This is a genomic window from uncultured Prevotella sp. (genome assembly GCF_946407605.1).
Classification (GTDB): Bacteria; Bacteroidota; Bacteroidia; order Bacteroidales; family Bacteroidaceae; genus Prevotella.
In genome coordinates this window covers 41024-64524 of the sequence record NZ_CAMJOS010000022.1, presented here as the reverse complement: position 1 = coordinate 64524, position 23501 = coordinate 41024, and the positions used below count along the sequence as shown (strand labels likewise).

At 51.0% G+C, this 23501-nt stretch carries 19 protein-coding genes and 1 tRNA gene; 14 read left to right on the top strand and 6 right to left on the bottom strand.

All coding sequences use genetic code 11. From position 1 onward, the window contains the following. Positions 1–186: 186 nt before the first annotated feature. The 4 genes from Q0R57_RS10150 to Q0R57_RS10135 all read right to left on the bottom strand — a co-directional run bounded on the left by Q0R57_RS10150 (position 187) and on the right by Q0R57_RS10135 (position 5327). On the bottom strand, positions 187–1893 hold the full coding sequence (locus Q0R57_RS10150; RefSeq protein WP_294746966.1) for an AMP-binding protein: 1707 nt from the start codon (positions 1891–1893) through the stop codon (positions 187–189). 69 nt (positions 1894–1962) lie between these two features. Further along, complete coding sequence (locus Q0R57_RS10145) at positions 1963–2547, bottom strand: XRE family transcriptional regulator (protein WP_294746957.1); 585 nt, start codon at positions 2545–2547, stop codon at positions 1963–1965. 112 nt (positions 2548–2659) lie between these two features. Next, the gene (locus tag Q0R57_RS10140) at positions 2660–3763 is read right to left on the bottom strand and encodes a hypothetical protein (RefSeq protein ID WP_294746954.1); all 1104 of its coding nucleotides are present in this window, start codon (positions 3761–3763) and stop codon (positions 2660–2662) included. A gap of 67 nt (positions 3764–3830) precedes the next feature. Next, positions 3831–5327, bottom strand: a complete 1497-nt coding sequence (locus tag Q0R57_RS10135; RefSeq protein ID WP_294746952.1) for a fucose isomerase — start codon at positions 5325–5327, stop codon at positions 3831–3833. A 163-nt stretch (positions 5328–5490) separates the two neighbouring features. On the opposite strand from Q0R57_RS10135, the gene Q0R57_RS10130 reads away from it, so the two are divergent. The 4 genes from Q0R57_RS10130 to Q0R57_RS14755 are packed head-to-tail and all read left to right on the top strand — an operon-like array spanning position 5491 to position 10711. Next, complete coding sequence (locus tag Q0R57_RS10130; protein ID WP_294746949.1) at positions 5491–6270, top strand: phosphocholine cytidylyltransferase family protein; 780 nt, start codon at positions 5491–5493, stop codon at positions 6268–6270. 44 nt (positions 6271–6314) lie between these two features. Then, entirely contained in the window at positions 6315–7373 is a 1059-nt protein-coding gene (locus Q0R57_RS10125; protein ID WP_294746944.1) for a histidinol-phosphate transaminase, read from the top strand. Positions 7374–7376: 3 nt separating this feature from the next. Then, positions 7377–8378 (top strand): CDP-alcohol phosphatidyltransferase family protein, encoded by a 1002-nt coding sequence (locus tag Q0R57_RS10120; RefSeq protein ID WP_294746941.1) that lies wholly within the window; start codon positions 7377–7379, stop codon positions 8376–8378. Continuing rightward, a complete protein-coding gene (locus Q0R57_RS14755) occupies positions 8375–10711 on the top strand; it encodes a clostripain-related cysteine peptidase (protein ID WP_366516848.1) in 2337 nt (778 codons plus the stop codon). Before Q0R57_RS10120 ends, Q0R57_RS14755 begins: the two co-directional genes overlap by 4 nt. A gap of 8 nt (positions 10712–10719) precedes the next feature. Here the strand turns inward: Q0R57_RS14755 and Q0R57_RS10105 are convergent, their stop codons facing one another. Then, a complete protein-coding gene (locus Q0R57_RS10105) occupies positions 10720–11850 on the bottom strand; it encodes a HAMP domain-containing sensor histidine kinase (RefSeq protein ID WP_294746938.1) in 1131 nt (376 codons plus the stop codon). A gap of 166 nt (positions 11851–12016) precedes the next feature. On the opposite strand from Q0R57_RS10105, the gene Q0R57_RS10100 reads away from it, so the two are divergent. The 8 genes from Q0R57_RS10100 (at position 12017) to Q0R57_RS10065 (ending at position 19557) form a co-directional block, all read left to right on the top strand. Continuing rightward, complete coding sequence (locus tag Q0R57_RS10100) at positions 12017–12547, top strand: DUF177 domain-containing protein (RefSeq protein WP_294746962.1); 531 nt, start codon at positions 12017–12019, stop codon at positions 12545–12547. A 58-nt stretch (positions 12548–12605) separates the two neighbouring features. After that, the gene (gene rpmF, locus Q0R57_RS10095) at positions 12606–12797 is read left to right on the top strand and encodes a 50S ribosomal protein L32 (protein ID WP_081778395.1); all 192 of its coding nucleotides are present in this window, start codon (positions 12606–12608) and stop codon (positions 12795–12797) included. Beyond that, complete coding sequence (locus tag Q0R57_RS10090; protein ID WP_294746933.1) at positions 12797–13798, top strand: beta-ketoacyl-ACP synthase III; 1002 nt, start codon at positions 12797–12799, stop codon at positions 13796–13798. The genes rpmF and Q0R57_RS10090 overlap by 1 nt, the downstream gene beginning before the upstream one ends. A 142-nt stretch (positions 13799–13940) precedes the next feature. Continuing rightward, positions 13941–15203 carry an alpha/beta hydrolase-fold protein gene (locus Q0R57_RS10085; RefSeq protein ID WP_294746930.1) on the top strand — a complete coding sequence of 421 codons (1263 nt, stop codon included), beginning with the start codon at positions 13941–13943 and terminating at the stop codon, positions 15201–15203. 217 nt (positions 15204–15420) lie between these two features. Beyond that, positions 15421–16734, top strand: a complete 1314-nt coding sequence (locus Q0R57_RS10080) for a hypothetical protein (protein ID WP_294746926.1) — start codon at positions 15421–15423, stop codon at positions 16732–16734. 149 nt (positions 16735–16883) lie between these two features. Continuing rightward, positions 16884–17801: a GTPase Era gene (gene era / locus Q0R57_RS10075; protein ID WP_294746923.1), complete on the top strand. Its 918-nt coding sequence runs from the start codon at positions 16884–16886 to the stop codon at positions 17799–17801. Between the two features lie 44 nt (positions 17802–17845). Continuing rightward, the gene (der, locus tag Q0R57_RS10070; protein WP_294746920.1) at positions 17846–19159 is read left to right on the top strand and encodes a ribosome biogenesis GTPase Der; all 1314 of its coding nucleotides are present in this window, start codon (positions 17846–17848) and stop codon (positions 19157–19159) included. Beyond that, positions 19156–19557, top strand: a complete 402-nt coding sequence (locus Q0R57_RS10065; protein WP_294746918.1) for a hypothetical protein — start codon at positions 19156–19158, stop codon at positions 19555–19557. Before der ends, Q0R57_RS10065 begins: the two co-directional genes overlap by 4 nt. Positions 19558–19712: 155 nt before the next feature. On the opposite strand, the gene Q0R57_RS10060 is transcribed toward Q0R57_RS10065, so the two are convergent. Beyond that, positions 19713–19797, bottom strand: a tRNA-Ser gene (locus Q0R57_RS10060). Between the two features lie 310 nt (positions 19798–20107). Between Q0R57_RS10060 and Q0R57_RS10055 the strand changes: the two genes are divergently transcribed. Together Q0R57_RS10055 and Q0R57_RS10050 are read left to right on the top strand one after the other, a co-directional pair. Then, positions 20108–22726 carry a Smr/MutS family protein gene (locus Q0R57_RS10055; RefSeq protein ID WP_294746916.1) on the top strand — a complete coding sequence of 873 codons (2619 nt, stop codon included), beginning with the start codon at positions 20108–20110 and terminating at the stop codon, positions 22724–22726. A gap of 167 nt (positions 22727–22893) precedes the next feature. Next, positions 22894–23325 carry a transglycosylase SLT domain-containing protein gene (locus tag Q0R57_RS10050; RefSeq protein WP_294746913.1) on the top strand — a complete coding sequence of 144 codons (432 nt, stop codon included), beginning with the start codon at positions 22894–22896 and terminating at the stop codon, positions 23323–23325. The last annotated feature ends 176 nt before the right edge of the window (positions 23326–23501 follow it).

Here is a 23501-nt window from a genome sequence, read left to right as displayed (position 1 = left end):
AACTTGATCTAGTCGAAAGACAGAAAACTGACAACCAAAATCAGCGAACTACAAAGGTCGTTCCCTTGGTTGCTGCTTGAGGTGTATAGGTAGGTATTAGGTAGGTGTTTGAGCAACACCTACCTATTCGTTTACCCTTTATACAAAGACGTTTCGGAAGATTTAGGTAGGAGAGTAGGTCTTTTTTCAGATTACCTCAATACCTTGTTCCTCGCAGAGCTTCAAACTCATCTCCTTCAGTTTGAACTTCTGGATCTTGCCAGAACCTGTGAGGGGGAACTGGTCAATGAAGAACACGTACTTGGGAATCTTGTAGCGGGCAATCTTGCCGCGACAGAACAGCTGCACGTCCTCGGCAGTCATCTTTGCACCCTCTTCGAGGATGATGAAGGCACCTACGGCCTCGCCATATTTCTTGGAAGGCACGGCAGCGACCTGTACATCGCGGATGCCAGGCATGTGATAAAGGAATTCCTCAATCTCACGCGGATAGATATTCTCACCGCCACGGATAATCATGTCCTTGATACGACCCGTAATCTTATAGAAGCCCTCCTCGTCCTTCACACCCAGGTCGCCAGAGTGGAGATAGCCGTTCTTGTCGATGACCTCAGCCGTTGCCTCAGGGTTCTTGTAGTAGCCCTTCATCACGTTGAAGCCCTTGCAGCACATCTCGCCCTGCACGCCAACGGGACATTCCTCACCCGTCTCGGGGTCGAGCACCTTGACATCGACGAAGGGGAAGTCGCGACCTACGGTGGTGCAACGCTGCTCGAAGGTGTCGTTGAGGCAGGTCTGCGTCATACCAGGCGACGACTCTGTGAGTCCATAAACGCTGGTGATGGTCATATACATCTTCTCGCTGACCTGTTTCATCAGCTCGATAGGACAGAGCGAGCCCGCCATGATACCTGTGCGCAGACAGGTGAGGTCGAACATAGAGAACATGGGGTGGTTGAGCTCAGCGATGAACATCGTGGGTACGCCATAGACGGCAGTACACCTTTCTTTATGTATAGAGGCGAGCACCACGAGGGGGTCGAACTTCTCGACCATCACCTCCGTACAGCCGTGGGTCAGACAGTTCATCGTGGCCAGCACCACGCCGAAGCAATGGAACAATGGCACGCATACACACAGCTTATCGTCCTGTGTAAAGCCCATATTCTCGCCCGTAAAGTATCCGTCATTAGATATTCCGTAGTGAGTCAGCATCACGCCCTTGGGGAAGCCCGTAGTGCCAGAGGTGTACTGCATGTTGCACACATCGTAGCAGCTCACCTGCTTCTTCATCTGGTTGAGCGTATCGTCCTCGATATTCTGTCCTAACAGCAGCAGCTCGGCGGTATTGTACATGCCGCGATACTTCTCCATACCTATATATACTACGTTCTTCAGGTAGGGGAAACGCTCGCTGTTCAGGTGACCGCGTTCGCAGGTCTTCAACTCGGGCAGCATGGTGTAGGTCATGTCGACGTAGTTACAGTCCCAGGTACCGTCGGTGATGCAGAGCACCTCCATGTCGGAGTCCTTGCACAGATATTCCAGCTCATTCTGCTTGTAGTTGGTGTTCACCGTCACCAGCACGGCACCAATCTTTGCCGTAGCATAGAGGAAGGTGAGCCAGTCGGGCACGTTGGTAGCCCAGATACCCACGTTGGAGCCACGCTTCACGCCAATGCTGATCAAGCCCTTGGCCAGGTTATCGACACGCTTATTGAACTGGCTCCAAGTGAAGCGCAGGTCGCGGTCTGAATAGACGATATATTCCTTATCGGGTGTGGTCTCGGCCCAATATTCCAGCCATTCTCCCAATGTACGTTCCCACAGCTGGTAGCCTTCGCTGCCAGTCTCCGCAGGATATGTTCTATCAGGCAACGGACGGCCTGCCATATCTAGTTTTGCCATTTTTTCTTCTTTTTCGTTATGACGTTATAACGTAATCACGTAATAACGATGGTTTTAAAACGGAATATACACTACTGCGAGAATCTTAGCCGACTTGCCTGGAGCACCATGAACGTGGTGCTTGACGATAGAGTCGTAGAAGATGCTGTCGCCCTCTTTCAAGGTGTAGGTCTCCTTGCCATAGACAATCTCAATCTCGCCCTGCATGACGTAGATAAACTCCTCGCCTTCGTGGGCAGAGAGCTGGAACTCGGGCGACTGCTCGGGGTTGATGTCAATCACAAACGGCTCCATGTGGCGACCAGCCTTCCGCTGAGCCAAGGGGTGATACTCCATATGCTTGCGGGCATCGGTGGCACCGTTAGAGAAACTGATGCTGCTATCCTTCTCGCGGTCGGCAGCGCGGGTCACGATAGGACCCAGGTCATCGTTATCGTCCATAAAGGTGCCCAAACGCACACCCAGTGCACGGGCAATCTTAATGAGCGGACCAAGTGATGGCAGGTTGACATCGTTTTCTATAGAGTTAATCTGTTCTACCGTCAGGCCACTACGCTCTGCAATTTCTTCGATGGTGAGGTTCTTGGCTTCTCTGATTCCCTTGATTTTGGAACCGATAAGTGAATGATAATTATCCATAAATGTTACGATTTATTTGTTTTTGAGGCACAAAAGTATGAAATTAATTATAAAAACGGGCCTGTTTTCGAAAGATTAACACATATTTGTGTGTTTCATTGACAATCATCAATTATATATCCTTATTTATTTGCATAAAAGGCAGTGCACTGGCCTGTTCGAAGATAAGTTTGGCCATCGCTTCGTTCTCTGCCTGCTTGCCATTGATCGTGTCGAAAATAAAACGAACACCCTCCTGTCCGTTGCCGGCTTTCAGCGTGTGGACTATGCAGAGGTTCTGCAGTCCGACGCTCTCAGAAAGGATATCGATATCTGTAAGGGCCAGCTGCGAGAGGGCCAGCTGATAGGCCGACTCCTCGTTGGCGTGGATGAAGTTATGCACATCGCCCAGTGTCTCAAAGCCGAATGACTCCAAGACAGGCAGGAACGACAAAAGGGGATAAGGCAGTATCTCGGCCTGGTTCGACTCTGCGATGCGTTTGTTCAGTTTATCGAAAGGACTAGCGTTGAGATAACTGCGGAAGGTGTCGGCATTGAGAAGCACCTCGTCAAGTTGTCCTGAGGCCACCAGCGACTGCATGCGTCGGCGATAGTCTGTCATTGTGGTACGCAGTCGGCTGAACTCATCGTCAATCAGTTCCAACATACCCGAGAGACGGCTAAACTGGCGGCGATACTCTGTCGGCATCTTCACGGCACCCTTATAGCCGATGTCGTGCTCGATGGTGGACCACACATGCTCCAGGGCAGTGCGCATCTGCAACTCGAAGGCTACCTCGTTGAGTTCAGGCATCTCCGGATCGTCGACAAGCGTCTTAGGCAGCCGGCAGATGAAATGCAGGGAGTTATAGCCGAAGCTGGTCAGTTCGTGCAACTTACGCTTATCGACCGACTCCGTCCAGTCTATGTTAAACAAGCGTTTGGCGATGGCTGCCACCTTGTCGACCTCGGTAGTGTAGAACGTGATGATACGCACGCCGAAGATATCGGTGATATCGTAGATGGACTTGTATTTTCCACCTTTTAACTCGAGTTTTCCAGCCAGCGACTTCTCCGTCTTAATACGATGCTCGATGGAGTTAACGGTAAAGCCCTGCTCTTTCAGCACCTGTTCGATGGCATCCATAGCAATCTGCTCAAGCCGTTCGTAGACGGGACGGAGTTGACGATACTGTTCCAGCAGTTCCTGGCTGTGCGGGTTCAGGCTGTGTTCCATAATGTCTTATTTAAAAAAAGCCTGCCTTGGCATGAGGTCAAGGCAGGCACCATATCATGATTGTTCCTTATGCGAAAGGATTCTCGGTTGGGTAGAAGTTACCCTTCGGGAAGTTGTAGTCGATCTCGTCAACGGGGATACCCATGTACTTGAGAACCTCCCAGAGATACTTACCCTGATGGCCGAACATAACGGCGCAGTGGTGTGGGTAGTGCTTCTCGATGAGGACGTGACGATAGAAGCGGCTCATGTTCTTGATACCGAAGATACCGATAGAACCGAACGAGCGTGTAGCCACAGGAATAACCTCGCCCTGAGCGATGTAAGCGCGGAGCTTGGTGTCGGCAGTAGACTGCAGACGATAAACTGTAGCCAGACCTGGCTGGATGTCACCCTCGAGGGTACCGTTAGTAACCTCAACAGGCAGAGCGCGGGCCATAATGCGCTGGAAGCACATCTGGCAGTTGCAGACCTTGCTGGAAGCGGTGTTACCGCAGTGGAAGCCCATGAAGATTTCCTTCTCGGTGTAGGTGTCGCAAGCAAACTTCTTGCCCTTGATGCTCTCCTCGTACATATCCTGAGGAACGGTGTTGTTGATGTCGAGCAGGGTAACAGCATCCTGAGAGATGCAAGTACCGATATACTCAGACAGAGCGCCATAGATATCAACCTCGCAAGCTACGGGGATACCACGACCTGTAAGACGGCTGTTAACGTAGCAAGGTACGAAACCGAACATGGTCTGGAATGCAGGCCAGCACTTGTTGGCCATAGCAACGAACTGGCGAGAACCCTTGTGACCCTCGATCCAGTCAGTCAGAGTCAGCTCATACTGAGCGAGCTTAGGCAGAACAGAAGGAATCTTGTTACCTGTACCAAGCTCTGCAGCCATATCCTTAACTACAGCGTCGATACGTGGGTCGCCCTGGTGCTTCTGGAAAGCCTCGAGCAGGTCGAGCTCTGAGTTCTCCTCGATCTCAACGTCGAGGTCATAGAGAGCACGGATAGGAGCGTTACAAGCCAGGAAGTTGTTAGGACGGGGACCGAAGCTGATGATCTTCAGGTTCTGCAGACCAACGATAGCACGAGCGATGGGCAGGAACTCATGAATCATCTCAGCGCACTGAGCAGCGTCGCCAACGGGCTCCTCAGGGATATAAGCGCGAGTCTTGCGCAGGCTCAGAGCCTGGCTGGCGTTCAGCATACCGCAGTAAGCATCACCACGACCATCGATCAGGTCCTTCTGAGTCTCCTCAGCAGCAGCGCAGAACATGGTGGGACCCTGGAACCAGTCAGCAATCATGGTCTCTGAGATCTCAGGACCGAAGTTGCCCAGGTAAACGCAGAGAGCGTTACAGCCGGCCTTCTGTACATCTGCCAGAGCCTGCTGAGCGTGAATCTCACTCTCAACGATGCAGATAGGACACTCGTAGATGCCTTCCTTGCCAAACTTCTTTTCATACTCGGCGATAACGGCCTTACGGCGGTTAACGGCCAATGACTCGGGGAAACAGTCGCGGCTAACAGCCACGATACCGATCTTAATTACTGGTACGTTTTTCATTTTAATTGGTTTGTTACGTATTTGTTTAGACAGTTACGTCTGCAAAGGTACAAAAAATAATTGTATCGCCAAGCGTTTTGACAAAAATTTAAAATTATTTTGGCTGATTCAAAATTAATGCGTACCTTTGCAGCTTGATTTAAGACCCTATATTTAATAAGGTATGGACAATGTAGAAACACAAAATACAAAAGACGCAGGGCAACAGAAGGTCCAACTGGGTGTAATTTTAGCCGCAGGAATGGCCAAGCGTCTGCGTCCGCTGACTGACGAGCGGCCTAAGTGTCTGCTCACCGTAGGCCAGCGCACCCTGCTGCAGCGCACCGTCGATGCGATGGTGGCTGCCGGCATTTGTGAACTGGTGGTGGTAACGGGCTATCGTGCTGAGATGATACGCGATTTCCTGACAACACACTACCCCACCCTGAACATCCATTTCATCGACAATCCCGACTACGCTCACAACAATAATATCTTCTCGTTGTGGCTGACTCGTCCCTTTACTGAAGGACGCGATTTCCTGCTGTCGGACAGCGACATCCTGTTCGATCCGCAGATTATCCCCGCCGTACTGAATACCGAAGGCAGCGCACTGGCTGTGAACCGTCACGAGTTGGGTGAGGAAGAGATGAAGGTTGTAGTTGACGAGTACAACAACATCGTCGAGATCAGTAAGGTTTGTGCCGTAGAGCAGGCCATCGGCGAGAGCGTAGGCTTCGAGAAGATGACAGCAGAATACAGCTCGGCTTTGTTTAAGGAATTGGAGCAGATGATTGAGGGCGAAGGTCTCATCGACATCTTCTACGAGCGGGCCTTCGAGCGACTGATTCCTCAGGGACATACATTCACTGTGGTTGACACCACCCGTTTCTTCTCTATCGAGCTGGATACGGTAGAGGACTTCGAGAATGCCAAGAAACTGGTTCCGAAGGAACTGTATTGAGTTAAGAATTAAGAGTTAAGAATTATAAGATAAAACAGAATATTATGAACTTTCTTGATAGAAACGAATTTAATTTTGAGCCCAGCCAAAAAGTGGTAGAGGCTATTAAGAGTTTTGACCCCAAGACATTGTGCTTCTATACCCGCATCTACGATGAGGGCAAGAAGAGTGTCATTAGTGTTCGCTTAAGCGAGATTTACAACGTACCCGAAGAGCAGGTGCTGCTGACCTACGGTGGTGAGGACATGCTGAAGAATGCCATCCATTACTTCCTGTCAATCAACAGTCAGGATGTCAACGGCACGCCCAACACGAAGATTCTGATTCCAGAGTTCTCGTGGTGGTATTATAACCGCGTGGCTTCAGAGTGTGGTGGTACTTTCGAGATGTACCCCCTGCACGAGAAGGAAGACACCTTCGCCTACGATGTGGACGAGGTGATTGAATATACCAACCGCGTGCATCCCCGCATGCTGCTGCTGGCATCGCCCAACAACCCCACAGGTAACGGTCTGACACCTGAGGAGACTGGACGTATCATGGAGAATATCCCCAGCGACACGATGGTGCTCATCGACGAGGCCTATGCCAGCTTCATCAGCAACGACACCGCTTATATCGCTCCGCTGGTAAACAAATACAGCAACCTCATCATCTCACGCACCCTGTCAAAGTTCTACGGACTGCCCGGCCTGCGTTGTGGCTTCGGCTTCATTGGCAAGGGTCACGACCAGTTCCTGAGCTATGTGAACAAGTATCTGGGCTACAACCGCTTCTCAGAGGCTGTGGCACTGGCTGCATTGGAGAGCGACGAGCACTACCGTCACGTAGCCGACGATATGGAATGGGGCCGTCAGCTGTACAAGAAGGAACTGGGCAACCTGCCTGGCTTCAAGGTGTATAAGAGTGTGGCTAACTTCATCCTCATCAAGTACCCGTTGGAAATCAAGGAGGCCCTAATGGAGGCCCTGAAGGTTCAGGACTATAAGATTAAGTTCATGGGCGACAAGGGTCTGGAGTCATGCCTGCGCATCACACTGGGTCGCAAGGAGCAGACGCAGGCTGTTTGCGACACCATTGTACGCGTCTTCAACAACAAGTAAGATATGAACGAGAAATTCAAGGCGACGCTGAAATCGTCGGAGACGGAAGACTGGCTGGACTTGCATGTCATCCGTCCCTTTTGCTACTATTGTGCGGTGTTCTTCGCCAAATTCGATGTGCATCCCAACACCATCACCATTTGGTCGATGATTATCGGTGCCGCCAGCGCATGGTTCTTTGCGCAGGGTAGTTGGTATTACAGCCTTCAAGAAACCGGCAGTATATGGCAGGGCTTGATTTATAATATCATTGGCATCTTCCTGCTGATGTGGGGCGACATCTTCGACTGTACCGACGGTCAGCTGGCCCGCATGACAGGCAAGAAGAGTCGTCTGGGACGAATCCTCGACGGACTGGCAGGCTTTACCTGGTTCTTCCCCATCTACGTGGCATTGGTGATTCGCTTCTATATGCACCACGACCTGGAGTTCCAGTGGCTGGGCATAGAGAATACTGAGCAGAACACACTTATCGCCACTGGTGTGGTATTTGTGTTGGCACTCATCTCAGGTCTCTGGGGCCTGCAGGGTCAGCAGCGTCTGGCCGACTATTACATCCAGGTGCACCTGTTCTTCCAGAAAGGCGAGAAGGGCAGCGAGCTGGACAACTCGACACGTCAGAAGGAGATCTACGAGCAGCTGCCTAAGGATACACCCTTTTATGAGCGTTGGTTCCAGAAGTCGTATATTGAATATACGAAGAAGCAGGAGAATGTGACTCCTGAGTTCCAGAAACTGATGGCGAAGCTTCACGAGAAATACGGCAGTTCGGACAACATCCCCCAAGAGATTCGCGACGAGGTGCGCAGCCAATCGCTGCCCCTGATGAAGTGGAACGGTCTGCTGACCTTTAACTTCCGTGAGTTCTGGCTCTTCCTGTTCTGTCTGATTGACATCCCCGTAGGCAATTTCCTGTGGGAGATTATCGGCATGGGACTCATCTACTGGTATGTGAACCATCGTCACGAGACGTTCTGCAAAAAGATTAGAGAGAAATTAGGATGACCAAGCAGGGACTGAACAACCTCTTTTTCGTCATTGGTGTCGTAGCCGTTGTGGTGATGATACTAACGTTCGACGTGAGTTTTTCAGAGCTGTGGCTGCACCTGTGTAAGGCTGGCTACTGGCTTATTCCCATCTTAGGCATCTGGTTTGTGGTCTATGGACTGAACGCGCTGGCTTGGCAGAGTATCATACGCAGCAATACTGAGAACGACGATACAAAAGTCAGCTTCTGGCGCATCTACCGACTGACCATCACGGGCTATGCCCTGAACTACGCCACACCCGTTGGCGGACTGGGTGGTGAGCCCTATCGCATCATGGAACTGTCGAAGAACATCGGCAACCAGAAGGCCACCTCATCGGTGATTCTCTATGCCATGATGCATTTCTTCGCCCATTTCTGGCTGTGGTTCACCTCTATCTTCCTTTATCTGGCACTGGCTGCCATCTACTATGTTCCGATGACGCCCGCCATCGGAACGGCAATGGCTGCTGCCATCGCTTTCTGCCTGCTGGCATTCTATATCTTCTCACGAGGCTATAAACACGGACTGGTGGTGAAACTCATCCGATGGATTGGTAAGATTCCTGGCCTAAAAGGATGGAGCGCCCGTTTCCTCGACAAGCACGCAGAAGCCCTGCATAACATTGACGCACAGATTGCCGCGCTGCACAAGCAGGACAAACGTGCCTTCTATGCCAGTCTGCTGCTGGAATATGCTTCACGCATCGTGCAGAGCCTGGAGATTCTGTTCATGTTGTTGCTCTTCGGCATCGACTGTGGCGGCGGCTTCGACGGACTGTTCCTCACGTTCCTTTATTCTATCTTAATACTGTCGTTCACTACCCTACTGGCCAACCTCATTGGTTTCCTGCCCATGCAGCTGGGTGTGCAGGAGGGTGGTTTCATGGTGTCTATTGCCCTTATCGGCATGTCCACCAAACTGGGCAGCAATGTCGACTCTGCAGCCCTGGGCATCTTTGTCAGTATCATCTGTCGTGTCAGGGAAATCCTTTGGATTTTTGCCGGCATCCTGCTGATGAAGGTCGACGGCTTCAAGCGTTCCTCGGCCAAGGCCCTACTACTGGTGATGGTAGTGATGGCGGGATTGTCGTCATGCAGTAAGGATGACGACGAGTCAGATCCGGAAACTCCCCCCATAGAAGTCAAGACAAAGCGCACGGTAATGGTGTACATGGCTGCTGAGAACAACCTGACGCAATACGGCGGCTACCGATATCTGGACAATGATTATTACGAGTTGCTCGAAGGCTCGTGCGAGCTGGCCGACGACCAGCGCCTGTTGGTATTTGTCGACAGTCTGAACGCGAAACCAGCCATGGGAACGCCCCGTATTGTTGAGTTGCGCGGAGGAAAAGAGATTATCGTAAAAGAGTACGATAAAGAGTTCTATTCCTGCGACCCAACCCATTTCCGCGAGGTGCTTACAACGATGATGGACTATGGCCAGGCCGACGAATACGGCTTGGTGCTCTGGGGCCACGCCAGCGGCTGGGCAGTAGAGTCCGACACGATAGCCGATACCGCTCGTGCCTATGGTCAGGACTATGGCACCGACGGCAATTTAGGAGGCAAGAAATGGATGAACATCACCCAGATGGCCCGCACCCTGAAGGGGCTGCCTAAGCTGAAATTCATCTTTGCGGACTGCTGTAATATGATGTGTGCCGAGGTGGGCTACGAGCTGCGCCATGCTACCGACTACCTGATTGGTTCACCTGCCGAGATTCCAGGCGACGGTGCACCCTATCATCTTGTTCTTCCTTATTTATATAAGGACAGCACAGAACTCTACAAAGGCGTCATCGACACCTATTATAATGATTATCCGGAAGGTTATAGCGTGCCACTCTCTGTCATCGACACGCGATATATCCAGGAGCTGGCTTACCAAACCCGCGACATCCTGTCAACATTTGTGCCCACCTACCCTGAGGAGGTGAATCTTACACGGAACACAGGTCTGGTGTTCTATTGGACACCTGACGCTCCCGTCATGTATGACATGCGAGCCATCTTGAAGACCTATGCTCCTGCTGACGCTTTCGCCCAGTGGGATACTGTCTGTCAGAAGGCAGTGCCCTATCACCTCATGTCGATGAGATGGATGACCGTCTATTCAGACCAGATTACTGCTTTCAACTATTTCCAACAGGACGAGTCGCTCAATGTGTGTGTGAGCATGTTTGTGCCCCAGAACAACATCTACTATCAGCAGGGCATCTTCCGTTATAACGCCACTTACACACAGCTTGAGTGGAACCGCATCGTCGACTGGTCCCGCTTCGGTTGGCCTACTGGCGAAGAATAAGTTTTCGTTTATTTTTTCAGTTCTACACGAAAGGTCGTTCCACGACCCACCTCCGACTCTTTCACAAAGATACGCCCTTTGTGATATTCCTCTGCTATGCGCTTGGCTAACGAGAGACCTAAGCCCCAGCCGCGTTTCTTCGTGGTGAAGCCAGGACGGAACACATTACTGATGTCCTTCTTCTTGATGCCCTTACCAGTATCTACCACCTCTACGGCCACGATATCTTCCTCTTCCAGCAGCCAGAGATCAATCTTGCCTGTGCCATCCTCCATTGCGTCAACAGCATTCTTACACAGGTTTTCGATGACCCACTCAAACAGCGAGGCGTTGATCTTTACCGTTACAGGATGGTCTGGATAATGTCCTTTGATACTGATCTTTTGCGACGTGCGCTTATCCATATACTCTATCACACGGTCCAGCACCTCGTTCAATGTCGTATCCACAGGTTCTGGACGTGAGCCTATCTTCGAGAATCGCTCGGCAATACGCTCCAGGCGCTTCACATCCTTCGCCATCTCAGGTATCAGCGTATCGTCGGGATAGGAATCTTTCAGCACTTCAACCCATGCCATCAGACTCGAGATAGGCGTCCCCAACTGATGGGCCGTCTCCTTCGACAGACCCACCCACACCTTGTTCTGCTCGGCACGCTTAGCAGTAAGGATGGCAAAGATGGCCACAATGGCAAAGACCAGCACGATGGCCAGTGCCCAATAGGGGTAGTAGGTCAGGCGCTTCAGCATGATCGACTCGTCGTAACATACCTGCTGGAAGTCGCCACCAAGCTCTATGCGAATAACGTTGCCCGCTTGTTTCATCCGCCTGGCATAGTCCTCCACGCTGGTAGAGTCCTCTATATTTCTATAGTCCATCACCCGATCTTTAGAGTCGAGCACGATGACAGGAATGGTATTGTTTCCCTCCATCACCTGCGCCACAAGCAGCAGATACGACATCTCGTCGTCCTGATTCAGGGCTTCCATAGCCTTTGCCCACACCTCCATCTTGTTGCGTTCCTCTGTCTGGAGGTCACGCACCAGATAGTGCGAGGCTATCAGCGCAGCAGCAGCTATCAAGATAGCTACCACCACCAGCCATATCTTCACTTGTCTGATTCTGTCAGTCCACTGCATGGGGGTCAAATGCCAATTGTTTGCTTTTTCCTCGGCAAAAATACTAAAAATAACTGAAAAAAACTAATAAAGTAGAGAAAAGTTGGTCGTTTTTAGAAAAAAAAACAGAGTTTCGGGATATAATTGAAAAAAAATGAGTAACTTTGCACCCGCTAAAAAAGTGTATATGTGTTACTTAGAGCAGTTTGACATTGATTTAAAGGCACTTACGGACGAGACAACACCTCTGTCGTGGGAGTTGGACAATCAATTTTTTCAATCGCTCGAGGATGCACAGGTGCAGGAAGGCTCGCTGCATGTGTCGGGGTCTATACGCAAGACCGTCGGCTTTTTTGAGCTCCAACTGCATACTGTCGGCACAGTTCGCATTCCCTGCGACCGCTGCTTGGACTTGATGGACCAGCCCTTAGAGGCCGACCTTCGTCTGGTGGTGAAACTGGGGAGCGAATACCAAGAGGACGATGACCTGATCACCGTAGCTGAGGATGAAGGTATTCTCCATACGGCATGGTTCATCTACGAGTCTATCATACTGGCGGTACCCATCCAGCACGTTCATCAACCTGGCGATTGTAACGATGCTATGATGCGAGTGCTCAGTGAGCATTCGGCTGCCCGAAGCAGCGATGCGGACGCACAGGAGACTGATCCCCGATGGGATGCACTAAAAAAGTTAAAAGTGAAGAGTGAAGAGTGAAAAATTTTGCTCCGCTCTGATAATTGTAAAATGTAGAATTATTAAATAGTAAAGAATTATGGCACATCCTAAAAGAAGACAATCAAACACTCGTACAGCCAAGCGTCGTACCCACGATAAGGCCGTAGCTCCCACACTGGCAGTATGCCCCAACTGTGGCGCTTACTATGTATATCACACCGTATGCCCCACCTGTGGTTACTATCGTGGCAAGGTTGCTATCAAGATGGACGAAGAGGTTGCTGAATAATGGGAAAGATTAACGCGATCATCACCGGCGTCGGAGGCTACGTGCCCGACTATGTCCTCACCAATGAGGAACTGTCGCGCATGGTCGACACCAACGATGAGTGGATAATGACGCGTGTCGGCATTAAGGAGCGCCGCATCCTCACCGAAGAGGGTCTCGGCACCTCCTATATGGCGCGTAAGGCCGCCAAGCAGCTGATGAAGAAGACGGGGGCCGACCCCGACTCTATCGATGCCGTTATTGTGGCAACATCGACGGCTGACTATCACTTTCCTTCTACGGCCAGCATCGTTATTGGTAAGCTGGGCCTGAAGAATGCGATGGCCTTCGACTTCTGGGCTGCCTGCTGTGGTTTCCTTTATTCACTCGATGTAGCATCGTCGATGATTCAGAGCGGTCGCTATAAGAGGATTATCCTCATTGGCGCCGACAAGATGTCATCGGCCACCGACTATAAGGACCGTAACACCTGTCCCCTCTTTGGCGACGGCGCAGCAGCCGTGATGCTTGAGGGTACCGAGGAAGAGAACATCGGACTGATTGACTCTTACCTGCGTACCGACGGCATGGGCCTGCCCTTCCTCCACATGAAGGCAGGTGGCTCTGTCAGCCCTCCCAGTCACTTCACAGTTGATCACCGCATGCACTTCTGCTATCAGGAGGGTCGCACGGTGTTCCGCTATGCAGTAACAAACATGAGCGATGACTGTGCACTCATTGCCGAGCGCAATGGTTTGACAAAGGACAACATCAACTGGGTGGTACCTCATCAGGCCAACATGCGCATCATCGAGGCTGTGGCCAAACGCCTGGAACTGCCAATGGAACAGGTGATGGTCAACATTGAGCACTTTGGCAACACTTCAGCAGCTACCATCCCTCTGGCTCTTTGGGAGTATGAGCCTCGCCTGAAGAAAGGCGACAACATTATTATGACAGCCTTCGGAGCCGGCTTCGTTCATGGAGCCAACTATCTCCGCTGGGCTTACGATGGAAAATAATTCCACTAACATAATTAATTGAGGCGAAGCAGCAATGCTCCGCCTCTTTTTTGTTAATATTCCTTAACCTGTTTTACTTTTCCGCCCAACCCGCGTCAAAAGACAAAAGCAAACGTTTTACCAATATAATGTATTATTACTTATGAAAAAGTTATTTCTTTCATTGTTGGCGCTCTCTGCTTTGACAGCGTCAGCACAGTTTGGTGCGCCCAGACAAAACCCCGTTGTTCCTTCTGTAACAGAAAATGTGGTTGAGGACTTCAAGCCCGCCACTTCTAATCAGGACAACAAGCAGTATCCTATGGTCAACTCACAGCGCATGGTACGCGCTCAGATCTCAGCTCCTAACGCCAAGGAGGTTGGTCTCGACATCGCTGGTAAGATCTATCAGATGACCAAGGACGAGAACGGTGTGTGGACTGGCACTTCTGAGCCTCAGGACGAAGGTTTCCACTACTATCAGCTCAACATCGACGGCGCCTCAGTGCCCGATCCAGGCAGCCTTTACTACTATGGTGCCAGCCGTTGGGGTAGCGGTATCGAGATACCTTCTGCCGACCAGGACTTCTGGCAGGTGAAGAACGTGCCACAGGGTTCTATGGGCGAGGTGTTCTATTGGTCAACCTACACCGAGAAGATGCGTCGCTGCCATGTATATCTGCCCGCTGAATATTTCACCAACCCCACCAAGAAATTCCCCGTTCTGTATCTGCAGCACGGCATGGGTGAGAACGAGTACGGATGGGCCGAGCAGGGTCACACCGCTCAGATTCTCGACAACCTGATTGCCGAGGGTAAGGCTGTTCCTTGCATCATCGTGATGGACAATGGCCTGAACACCAGCCGTCCTGGTGAGCAGGGTGGTTTCGGAGGCTTCGGCGGTCAGCGTCCTCAGGGCCAGCGTCCTCAGGGAGGTTTTGGTCAGGGCGGCCAGCGTCCTCAGGGTGCAGCACCTGGTCAGGGTGGTCAGCGTCGTGGTGGTTTCGGAGGTTTCTCTGAGGGCTTCAAGAATGTGCTCTTCAACGATATCATCCCTATGGTCGAGAAGAACTATCGCGTCATTGCCGATCCTCAGCACCGTGCTTATGCTGGTCTGTCAATGGGTGGTATGCAGGCTCGTGAGATCACCCTGGCTAACCCCGACAAGTTCGCCTATGTTGGTTCTTTCAGCAGCGGCTCTTGGAGCGTTGATCAGGTGAAGGGTTCAGAAGGTTTCGCAAAGAACGTAAAGCTGCTCTTCATGAGCGGTGGCGGCAAGGAGAACATGGGTTGTGTTGAGGCAGCTAAGAAGATTCACGACGAGCTCGGCATGAATGCCGTAGGTTACGAGTCTCCTGGCACTGCCCACGAGTGGCACACATGGCGTCGCAGCCTCTACCAGTTTGCACAACTCATCTTCAAATAATCGAGACTCATAGCAATATAAATTGTACAAACTCTATAAGGGAGGAAGCCTTTGGCTTTCCTTCCTTTTTTAGTCAGCACAAAAGGAATCGGAGTTAAAAGAGACTAAATGCCGCCACGAAGGTTTAATAAACCTTAATTCAATTGGCTAAGCACGAGAATTTCTATACTTTTGCGCAAAAATAATTATCAATGACTAAATTAATTAAAAAGAAAACATGAAAAAGTACTTTCTTAGCATGATGTCCATCCTCATGATGGCATTGGTGAGTGTGAGTTTCGTGGCCTGCGGCGACGATGATGACGATAATGGCGGCAGCTATAGTGGCAGCGCCAGCAGCGGCACGTCAAAGATGGACATGGGCGAGTTGAACGTCGATGTAAACCATTGCTTCTGGGCATACGATACAGAGGATAACGAGAATGTTTACGTCGTAGATCTGTACAACCTGGACATTGAGGCTTATGCCAAGCAGGGTCGTCACTTCTATAATGCCGACATGGTGCAGATTCTCATCAAAGACAACAATGGCAGCAATGCCTCGTTGCCCACTGGTACCTTCAAGGATTTCACCATGCAAATCACGAGAGGCGTCAGCAGCAATTTAAAAGCCCTGGACAACGTTATCATGTATTTCTGCGAGCCTGACTCTACCGGCAATGCTCAGGTGACCATCAGCAAGAGCGGCGACGACTATACTATCAGCGTTAGCGGCGTGGATATCTTTGGTGAAGAAGACGAGCAGCTCGTCCTCATCAAGAAGAGCGCAACGTTCAGCTACACTGGCGGTGCCGTCAACATGACTGACCTGAAGTCAGAGTTTGAAAAGATTAAGGATGATGAAGAGGAAGCCGAGAAGAAGGATTCTACCAACTACGCCACCTCATTGACACTCGATGACAAGACGTTCAACCTCGACTACGGATACTGGTATAAGTCCGTTGACTCTATCAATAACGTGACCTATTTCTACATCAACATATTCAACTGCCCATATACCGACATTTGGACAGAAGGCGATAAAAGCGATCTGCCTGCCGATATCCACGAGTTTAGCATCTACTTTAGAGCTCAGAGCGTCTATTTTGATGGTCTACCCGAAGGAAACTTCGTTCTTTCAAGTTTGGCTGCCATTTCTATCGACAGAGACAAGTACTTAGCTGCGTTGGAAAGTGATGCTGATTACATTAGCTCAAGTGAGTTCTATACCTCTGAGTTCATTGAAGCCAGTGACCGTGCATTCATCAGCATCAAGAAGGAAGGCGACAAGTTCTACCTCTCGTTCTCAACGCTTGAGTTCTATAAGGTTAACATCGCAGCCTCAACCATACTGAACGACCCCATCTACGTCTCGAACTGGGGCTATGAAGGCAACCTCAAAGACATCAACTACCTCTACGAATATGATGAAGAGGAAGAAGAAGGTGAAGAAGGTGAAGAAGGCGAAGGCGAAGGTGAAGGTGAAGGAGCAAGAAGCATGACCAAGCAGAAGGCCAAGAACCTATTTATCAAGCCGATGTTCTTGAAGTAATGTCGTAGGGCATTGCCTTAACAAATAATCAAGGGCGTTTTTGCAGCGAGGGTGAAAGTCCTGCGTTTGCAAAAACGCTCTTTTTTTGCAAAACATTTTGAATATTGGGTGAAAATGATTATCTTTGCACCAAAATGAACGAACGACTGATGAAACACAAAGCAGGCTTTGTAAACATTGTGGGCAATCCTAACGTAGGAAAATCGACGCTGATGAACCAGTTGGTGGGCGAACGTATCTCTATAGCAACGTTCAAGGCTCAGACCACTCGTCATCGCATCATGGGTATCGTCAACACCGACGACATGCAGATTGTGTTTAGCGACACCCCAGGTGTGCTGAAGCCCAACTACAAGCTGCAGGAGTCGATGCTCGCCTTCAGCGAGAGTGCGCTGACCGATGCCGACGTGCTGCTCTATGTGACCGACGTGGTGGAGAACCCAGAGAAGAACATGGAGTTCCTGGAAAAGGTGCAGAAGATGACCATCCCTGTGCTGCTCTTGATTAACAAGATAGATAGCCTCACCCCCGACCCCTCCCCCAAGGGAGACGGGAGTAGTCAGCAGAAGCTGGCCGCCATCGTCGAGAAATGGCATGCCCTGCTGCCCAACGCAGAGATCCTGCCTATCTCGGCCAAGAACAAGTTTGGCACCGACCTGCTGCTGAAACGTATTCAGGAGCTGCTGCCCGAGAGTCCCGCGTTCTTCGACAAGGACCAGCTGACAGACAAGCCCGCCCGTTTCTTCGTGTCAGAGATTATTCGCGAAAAAATCCTGCTGTTCTATGACAAGGAGATACCCTACTCCGTCGAGGTAGTGGTAGAAAGCTTCAAGGAGGACGACCGTCAGATTCATATCAACGCCGTCATCTATGTGGAGCGCGACTCGCAGAAAGGCATCATCATCGGCCATCAAGGCGTAGCGCTGAAGAAGGTATCTACCGAGGCCCGTAAGGCATTGGAGAAGTTCTTCGACAAGCATATCTACCTGGAGGTCTTCGTCAAGGTGGACAAAGACTGGCGCTCGTCGCAGAAAGAGCTGGATAATTTCGGGTATAACCCGGATTAGGTTTGAGCTTTGAGGTTTAAGATTTGAGATTGAGAGATTAAGATATGGGAAATTTAGTAGCTATTGTGGGCCGTCCCAACGTGGGTAAGTCCACCTTATTCAATAGACTGACCAATAGTCGTCAGGCCATCGTCAGCGACGAGGCCGGCACCACCCGCGACCGCCAGTACGGCAAGTGCGAATGGTGCGGCAACGAGTTCTCGGTGGTGGATACTGGCGGCTGGGTGGTCAACAGTGATGATATCTTCGAGGAGGAGATTCGCAAGCAGGTGGTCATAGCCACCGAGGAGGCCGACCTGGTGCTGTTTGTCTGCGACATCAAGAACGGCGTCACCGACTGGGACATGGATGTGGCACAGATCCTGCGCCGCGCCAAGCTGCCAGTGCTGCTGGTGGCCAACAAGGCCGACGACAACAAGGACAACTACGGACAGTACGAGTTCTACAAGCTGGGGCTAGGCGACCCCTACTGCATCAGCGCCGCCACAGGTAGCGGTACTGGCGACCTGCTCGACAAGGTGATTGAGACCCTGCCTAAGAAAGACAAGGACGATGCCGAGGAGGGTATCCCTCGCTTTGCTGTGGTGGGACGTCCTAATGCGGGCAAGTCGAGCCTCATCAACGCTTTCATCGGCGAGGAGCGCAACATCGTAACCGATATCGCTGGCACCACACGCGACTCTATCTACACCCGCTACGATAAGTTCGGCTTCGACTTCTATCTGGTCGATACCGCAGGCATCCGCCGCAAGAACAAGGTCAGCGAAGACCTGGAGTTCTATAGCGTCATGCGCTCTATCCGCGCCATTGAGAATAGCGACGTGTGCATCCTCATGATCGATGCCACCCGCGGTATCGAGGCACAGGACATGAATATCTTCCAGCTCATTCAGAAGAACAACAAGAGCCTGGTGGTGGTGGTCAACAAATGGGACCTTGTGGAAGACAAGAGTCAGATAGTCATCGACACCTTCGAGAATGCCATCCGCGAACGTATGGCACCCTTCAAGGACTTCCCCATCATCTTCGCCTCGGCCATGACCAAGCAGCGCATCTTCAAGGTGCTGGAGACCGCCAAGGAGGTCTATCTGAACCGTAAGATACGCATTGGCACCAACAAGCTCAACGAGGTGATGCTGCCCATCATCGAGGCCACGCCGCCGCCCAGCATCAAAGGCAAGTATATCAAGATCAAATATGTGAGTCAGGTGCCCGACACCCAGATTCCCACCTTTATCTTCTACGCCAACCTGCCGCAGTATATCAAGGAGCCCTACCGTCGCTTCCTTGAAAACCAGATACGTCAGCACTGGACGCTGACAGGCTCGCCCATCAATATCTTTATCCGTCAGAAATGAAGAAGCGATTTTTCATAGGGCTCATGGGGCTCCTCGGCCTCATAAGCCTCATGGCCTGTGGCGAAGAGCCCACCCCCGAGGATGCTGCCATGGCCTCAGCCCAGCAAAGCTATGAGAGTCTGCTGGAGGGCGACTACGAATCGTTCCTGGCAGGTCGTGCCGATGCGGAGCAGATGCCTGCCAGCTATCGCGAGCAGCTCATCACCACATACAAACAGTTCATCGTACAGCATAAAGAGGAGCACGGCGACATTGCCTCCATTACGGCTTCGCGTGCCCAGATGGACAGCACGCTCCAGCTCATGCAGGTATTCCTGATGGTATGCTATGCCGACAGCACGCTGGAGGAAGTCCTGGTGCCGATGGTGGAACGTAACGGCGAGTGGAAAATGAAATAGAAAAAACGCAATCATCGTAATGATGGTTGCGGAGAGAGGGATTCGCGCTCGACCCGAAGGGGCGCTTTTACCAAGCATAGCGACTAAAAGAACGTGAGAACATGGTTCGCATACGCAACAAAAAAACGCCAAGAAAAGCTTGACGTTTCTTGTTGCGGAGAGAGAGGGATTCGAACCCCCGGTGCCTCTCAGCACGACGGTTTTCAAGACCGTTGTAATCGACCACTCTACCATCTCTCCTTGAGTGCCTGAAAAGCGGGTGCAAAGGTACGAATATTAATTAAGAATTAAGAATTATGAAATAAGAAAATATCTATTCTTAAAGAATTTTAACATTAAAGGTATTAAAAACTCTTAACTCTGTTGTCTTTTCGTTCGGTTTGCACTACCTTTGACCTGTAGTCTAAGGTACTCACGCTCGAAAATACTCAAATAAATTTGGTTTTTACTCGCTTATTCGCACTTTGAGTCTACGCCTCGAAAGTAGGCTGCATCTCGGAAAAACTCAAATAAATTTGGTTTTTCGCTCGATTTGCACTACCTTTGCAGCATGATTTATCCGAATAACTACGAACAGAAAATAGGGTTTAGCGAAATACGCACGTTGCTGAAGCAGCGCTGTCTCAGCTCATTGGGACGCGAGATGGTGGACGAGATGGCCTTCTCGCAGAACGCTGACGAGGTGAACGAATGGCTGCAGCAGGTGCGGGAGTTCAGACGACTGAAGGAGGAGCACGACGACTTCCCCATGCAGTATTTCTTCGATGTGCGCGAGAGCATCACCCGCATCAGACTGGCTAACACGCACCTGGAGGAGAACGAGGTATTCGACCTGCGTCGCTCGCTGGAGACCATCGCCAATATCGTGAACTTCCTTCAGAGGAATGTGGAAGAAGGAAACAGTCCACAATACCCTGCGCTCTATCGACTGACAGAAGGTGTGTTCATCTTTCCTGCGATGATTCGGCGCATAGACTCCATTTTGGATAAGTATGGCAGGATCAAGGACAGCGCATCGATGACGTTGGCTGGCATACGTCACGAGCAGTCGAAGATGGAGGGTAGCATCTCGCGTACCTTATATACTATATTACACTCGGCACAGCGCGACGGCTTGGTTGACAAGGATGCGGCACCCACGCTGCGCGACGGAAGACTGATGATTCCTGTGGCACCAGCGCTGAAACGCAAGATCAACGGCATTGTGCACGACGAGAGTGCAACGGGTAAGACCGTGTTTATTGAGCCTGCCGAGGTGGTGGAGGCTAACAACCGTGTACGTGAGCTGGAGGCGGAAGAGCGTCGCGAGGTGATTCGCATCCTGACGGTCTTCTCCGACGAGGTACGTCCTCACGTAAAGGAGATTCTCGACTCGTACCGTTTCCTGGCCACCATCGACCTGATACAGGCGAAGGCTGAGCTGGCCGAGCAGATGCAGGCCTTTGAACCAGAGGTGAAAGCGGAACCCACGATAGACTGGATAAGGGCGATACACCCGTTGCTGCAAAGGTCGCTGGCGAAACAGGACAAGAAAGTGGTGCCACTGGATATAGAACTTAGTGGAAAGAGGAAAGAGGAGAGTGGAAAGAGAAATGTTGGAAGATTGTTAATTATCTCTGGCCCCAACGCGGGCGGTAAGTCGGTATGTCTGAAGACGGTGGGTCTGCTGCAGTATATGCTGCAATGTGGACTCAGCGTGCCCATGAGCGAGCGCTCTACCTGTGGTCTGTTCCAGAACATCATGATTGACATCGGCGACGAGCAGAGCATAGAGGACGACCTGTCGACCTACTCGTCGCACCTGATGAATATGAAGCAGATGATCAAGAGCTGCGACGCCCACACCTTATTATTAATAGATGAGTTTGGAGGCGGCACAGAGCCTATGATTGGCGGCGCCATTGCCGAAGCCGTGCTGAAGCAGTTCTGGCAGAAGAAGACCTTCGGAATCATCACCACCCACTATCAGAACCTGAAGCATTTTGCCGACGACCACGAGGGTGTGGTGAATGGTGCGATGCTCTACGACCGTCATGAGATGCAGGCGCTGTTCCAGCTGAGCATAGGTCAGCCTGGCTCCAGCTTTGCCATCGAGATAGCCCGCAAGACTGGACTGCCCGAGGAGGTGATCAAAGATGCGTCGGACATCGTAGGCTCGGAGTACATACAGAGCGACAAATACCTGCAGGACATTGTGCGCGACAAGCGCTACTGGGAAGGCAAGCGTCAGACCATCCATCAGCACGAGAAGAACCTGGAGGGACATATCCAGCGCTATGAGAGTAACCTGGAGGAGATAGAACGCGAACGAAAGAAAATCATACAGCGCGCCCAGCAGCAGGCTGAAGAGCTGTTGGCCGAGGCTAACCGTAAGATAGAGAACGCCATCCGCGAGATTCGTGAGGCACAGGCCGAGAAGGAGCGCACCCGCGAGATTCGTGAGGAGCTGCAGGAGTTTCGTGCCCAGGTGCAGAACGACGACACCCGTGGTCTGATGAGCGAGGAGGAGTTTGCCAAGAAGCTTCGTCAGATGGAGGAGCGCAAGGCTCGTAAAGAAAAGAGGAAAGAGGAGAATAAAAAGAGGAAAGAGGAGAGTGGAAAGAGGAAGGAGGAAAGAGGAGAGTGGAAAGAGAATAGCTCAGCGGCGACAAACGCTCAACTCCAAATTGGCGACAGCGTGCGCATAAAAGGTCTTAACACCATTGGCACGATAGAGAGCATACAAGGCAAGCAAGCCTCCGTGATCTTCGGCGACGTACGCAGCAAGGTGAAGGTAGAGCAACTGGAGAGAGTTGAAAGTGGAAAGTGGAAAGGTGAAAGTGGAAAGTTGAAAGTTGAAAGTGGCAATGCCGCCCAGAAGCATGCCGAGCTGGCCATCCAGACCTCGAAGATGACGCGTGCCACGATGGAGGACCGCAAATCGAACTTCCACCAGGACATCGACGTGCGCGGTATGCGTGGCGACGAAGCCATCGACACCGTGATGCACTTCATCGACGATGCCATCCTCATCGGCATGTCGAGGGTACGTATTCTCCACGGCACCGGCAGCGGTATTCTGCGCCAGCTGATACGCCAATATCTGCGCACCGTACCCAACGTAAAGTCCTGCAAAGACGAGCATGTGCAGTTCGGCGGAGCAGGTATTACGGTGGTCGACATCGACTAAATTGGCATCTAAATAAAAGCAAAAAAAACTAAATTTATTTGGCACTCTTGCAAAAATTTCATTATCTTTGCACGCAGATTCAGGATTGCCCATTACTCTCGTGATGAGAACGGACAAGAGAAAATATTCATTCAAGGGCTTGTGATAAGCCCCATTACATAGAGTCTATGGTAAAATATGCAAAACTATTTTGTCTGGGCTTGTCTATCTTAATCCTGAGGCCCCTCAGTGCTGGGGCAGCCAAAAAGACAACTCCAGAGCAGTTTGACTGGACCCCTGTGATAGAGGCCATCATACTGGTAGAGAGCGAAGGAAATCCAAACGCCGTGAGTGGGAACTCGGTAGGCGCCATGCAGATTACTCCTATTGCCGTCAAGGAATGTAACATCATCCTCGAGGCTCGCGGCAGTGAACTGCGTTACACTTTGGCCGACAGATACGACGTGGCCAAGTCGAAAGAGATGTTCCTTCTGATTCAGTCTAAGTACAACGCCAAGAACGACGTAGAGAAAGCAATACGTTTATGGAATGGCGGACCTAACTTCAGTGTACGTGCTACAAACCGTTATTATCAGAAAGTACTAAGACGCATGAAGTGAGTTTCATGCAACAACAATGAATCACAAAACGCATACAAGTCCGGTTGCAGGTTATAAAAGCCCTGCGATCGGACTTTTTCATTATCCGAAAAACATAAAAAGTCTTAAACCGTTAAACCATCCGCGCCGCAATCCATCAAAACATTTAGTTAAAACCCTTATTAATTATACGAACT

Coding starts and splice junctions, on each gene's coding strand:
- Q0R57_RS10150 (WP_294746966.1), bottom strand. CDS start 1,893: ATGGCAGGCCGTCCGTTGCCTGATAGAACATATCCTGCGGAGACTGGC.
- Q0R57_RS10145 (WP_294746957.1), bottom strand. CDS start 2,547: ATGGATAATTATCATTCACTTATCGGTTCCAAAATCAAGGGAATCAGA.
- Q0R57_RS10140 (WP_294746954.1), bottom strand. CDS start 3,763: ATGGAACACAGCCTGAACCCGCACAGCCAGGAACTGCTGGAACAGTAT.
- Q0R57_RS10135 (WP_294746952.1), bottom strand. CDS start 5,327: ATGAAAAACGTACCAGTAATTAAGATCGGTATCGTGGCTGTTAGCCGC.
- Q0R57_RS10130 (WP_294746949.1), top strand. CDS start 5,491: ATGGACAATGTAGAAACACAAAATACAAAAGACGCAGGGCAACAGAAG.
- Q0R57_RS10125 (WP_294746944.1), top strand. CDS start 6,315: ATGAACTTTCTTGATAGAAACGAATTTAATTTTGAGCCCAGCCAAAAA.
- Q0R57_RS10120 (WP_294746941.1), top strand. CDS start 7,377: ATGAACGAGAAATTCAAGGCGACGCTGAAATCGTCGGAGACGGAAGAC.
- Q0R57_RS14755 (WP_366516848.1), top strand. CDS start 8,375: ATGACCAAGCAGGGACTGAACAACCTCTTTTTCGTCATTGGTGTCGTA.
- Q0R57_RS10105 (WP_294746938.1), bottom strand. CDS start 11,850: ATGCAGTGGACTGACAGAATCAGACAAGTGAAGATATGGCTGGTGGTG.
- Q0R57_RS10100 (WP_294746962.1), top strand. CDS start 12,017: ATGTGTTACTTAGAGCAGTTTGACATTGATTTAAAGGCACTTACGGAC.
- rpmF (WP_081778395.1), top strand. CDS start 12,606: ATGGCACATCCTAAAAGAAGACAATCAAACACTCGTACAGCCAAGCGT.
- Q0R57_RS10090 (WP_294746933.1), top strand. CDS start 12,797: ATGGGAAAGATTAACGCGATCATCACCGGCGTCGGAGGCTACGTGCCC.
- Q0R57_RS10085 (WP_294746930.1), top strand. CDS start 13,941: ATGAAAAAGTTATTTCTTTCATTGTTGGCGCTCTCTGCTTTGACAGCG.
- Q0R57_RS10080 (WP_294746926.1), top strand. CDS start 15,421: ATGAAAAAGTACTTTCTTAGCATGATGTCCATCCTCATGATGGCATTG.
- era (WP_294746923.1), top strand. CDS start 16,884: ATGAAACACAAAGCAGGCTTTGTAAACATTGTGGGCAATCCTAACGTA.
- der (WP_294746920.1), top strand. CDS start 17,846: ATGGGAAATTTAGTAGCTATTGTGGGCCGTCCCAACGTGGGTAAGTCC.
- Q0R57_RS10065 (WP_294746918.1), top strand. CDS start 19,156: ATGAAGAAGCGATTTTTCATAGGGCTCATGGGGCTCCTCGGCCTCATA.
- Q0R57_RS10055 (WP_294746916.1), top strand. CDS start 20,108: ATGATTTATCCGAATAACTACGAACAGAAAATAGGGTTTAGCGAAATA.
- Q0R57_RS10050 (WP_294746913.1), top strand. CDS start 22,894: ATGGTAAAATATGCAAAACTATTTTGTCTGGGCTTGTCTATCTTAATC.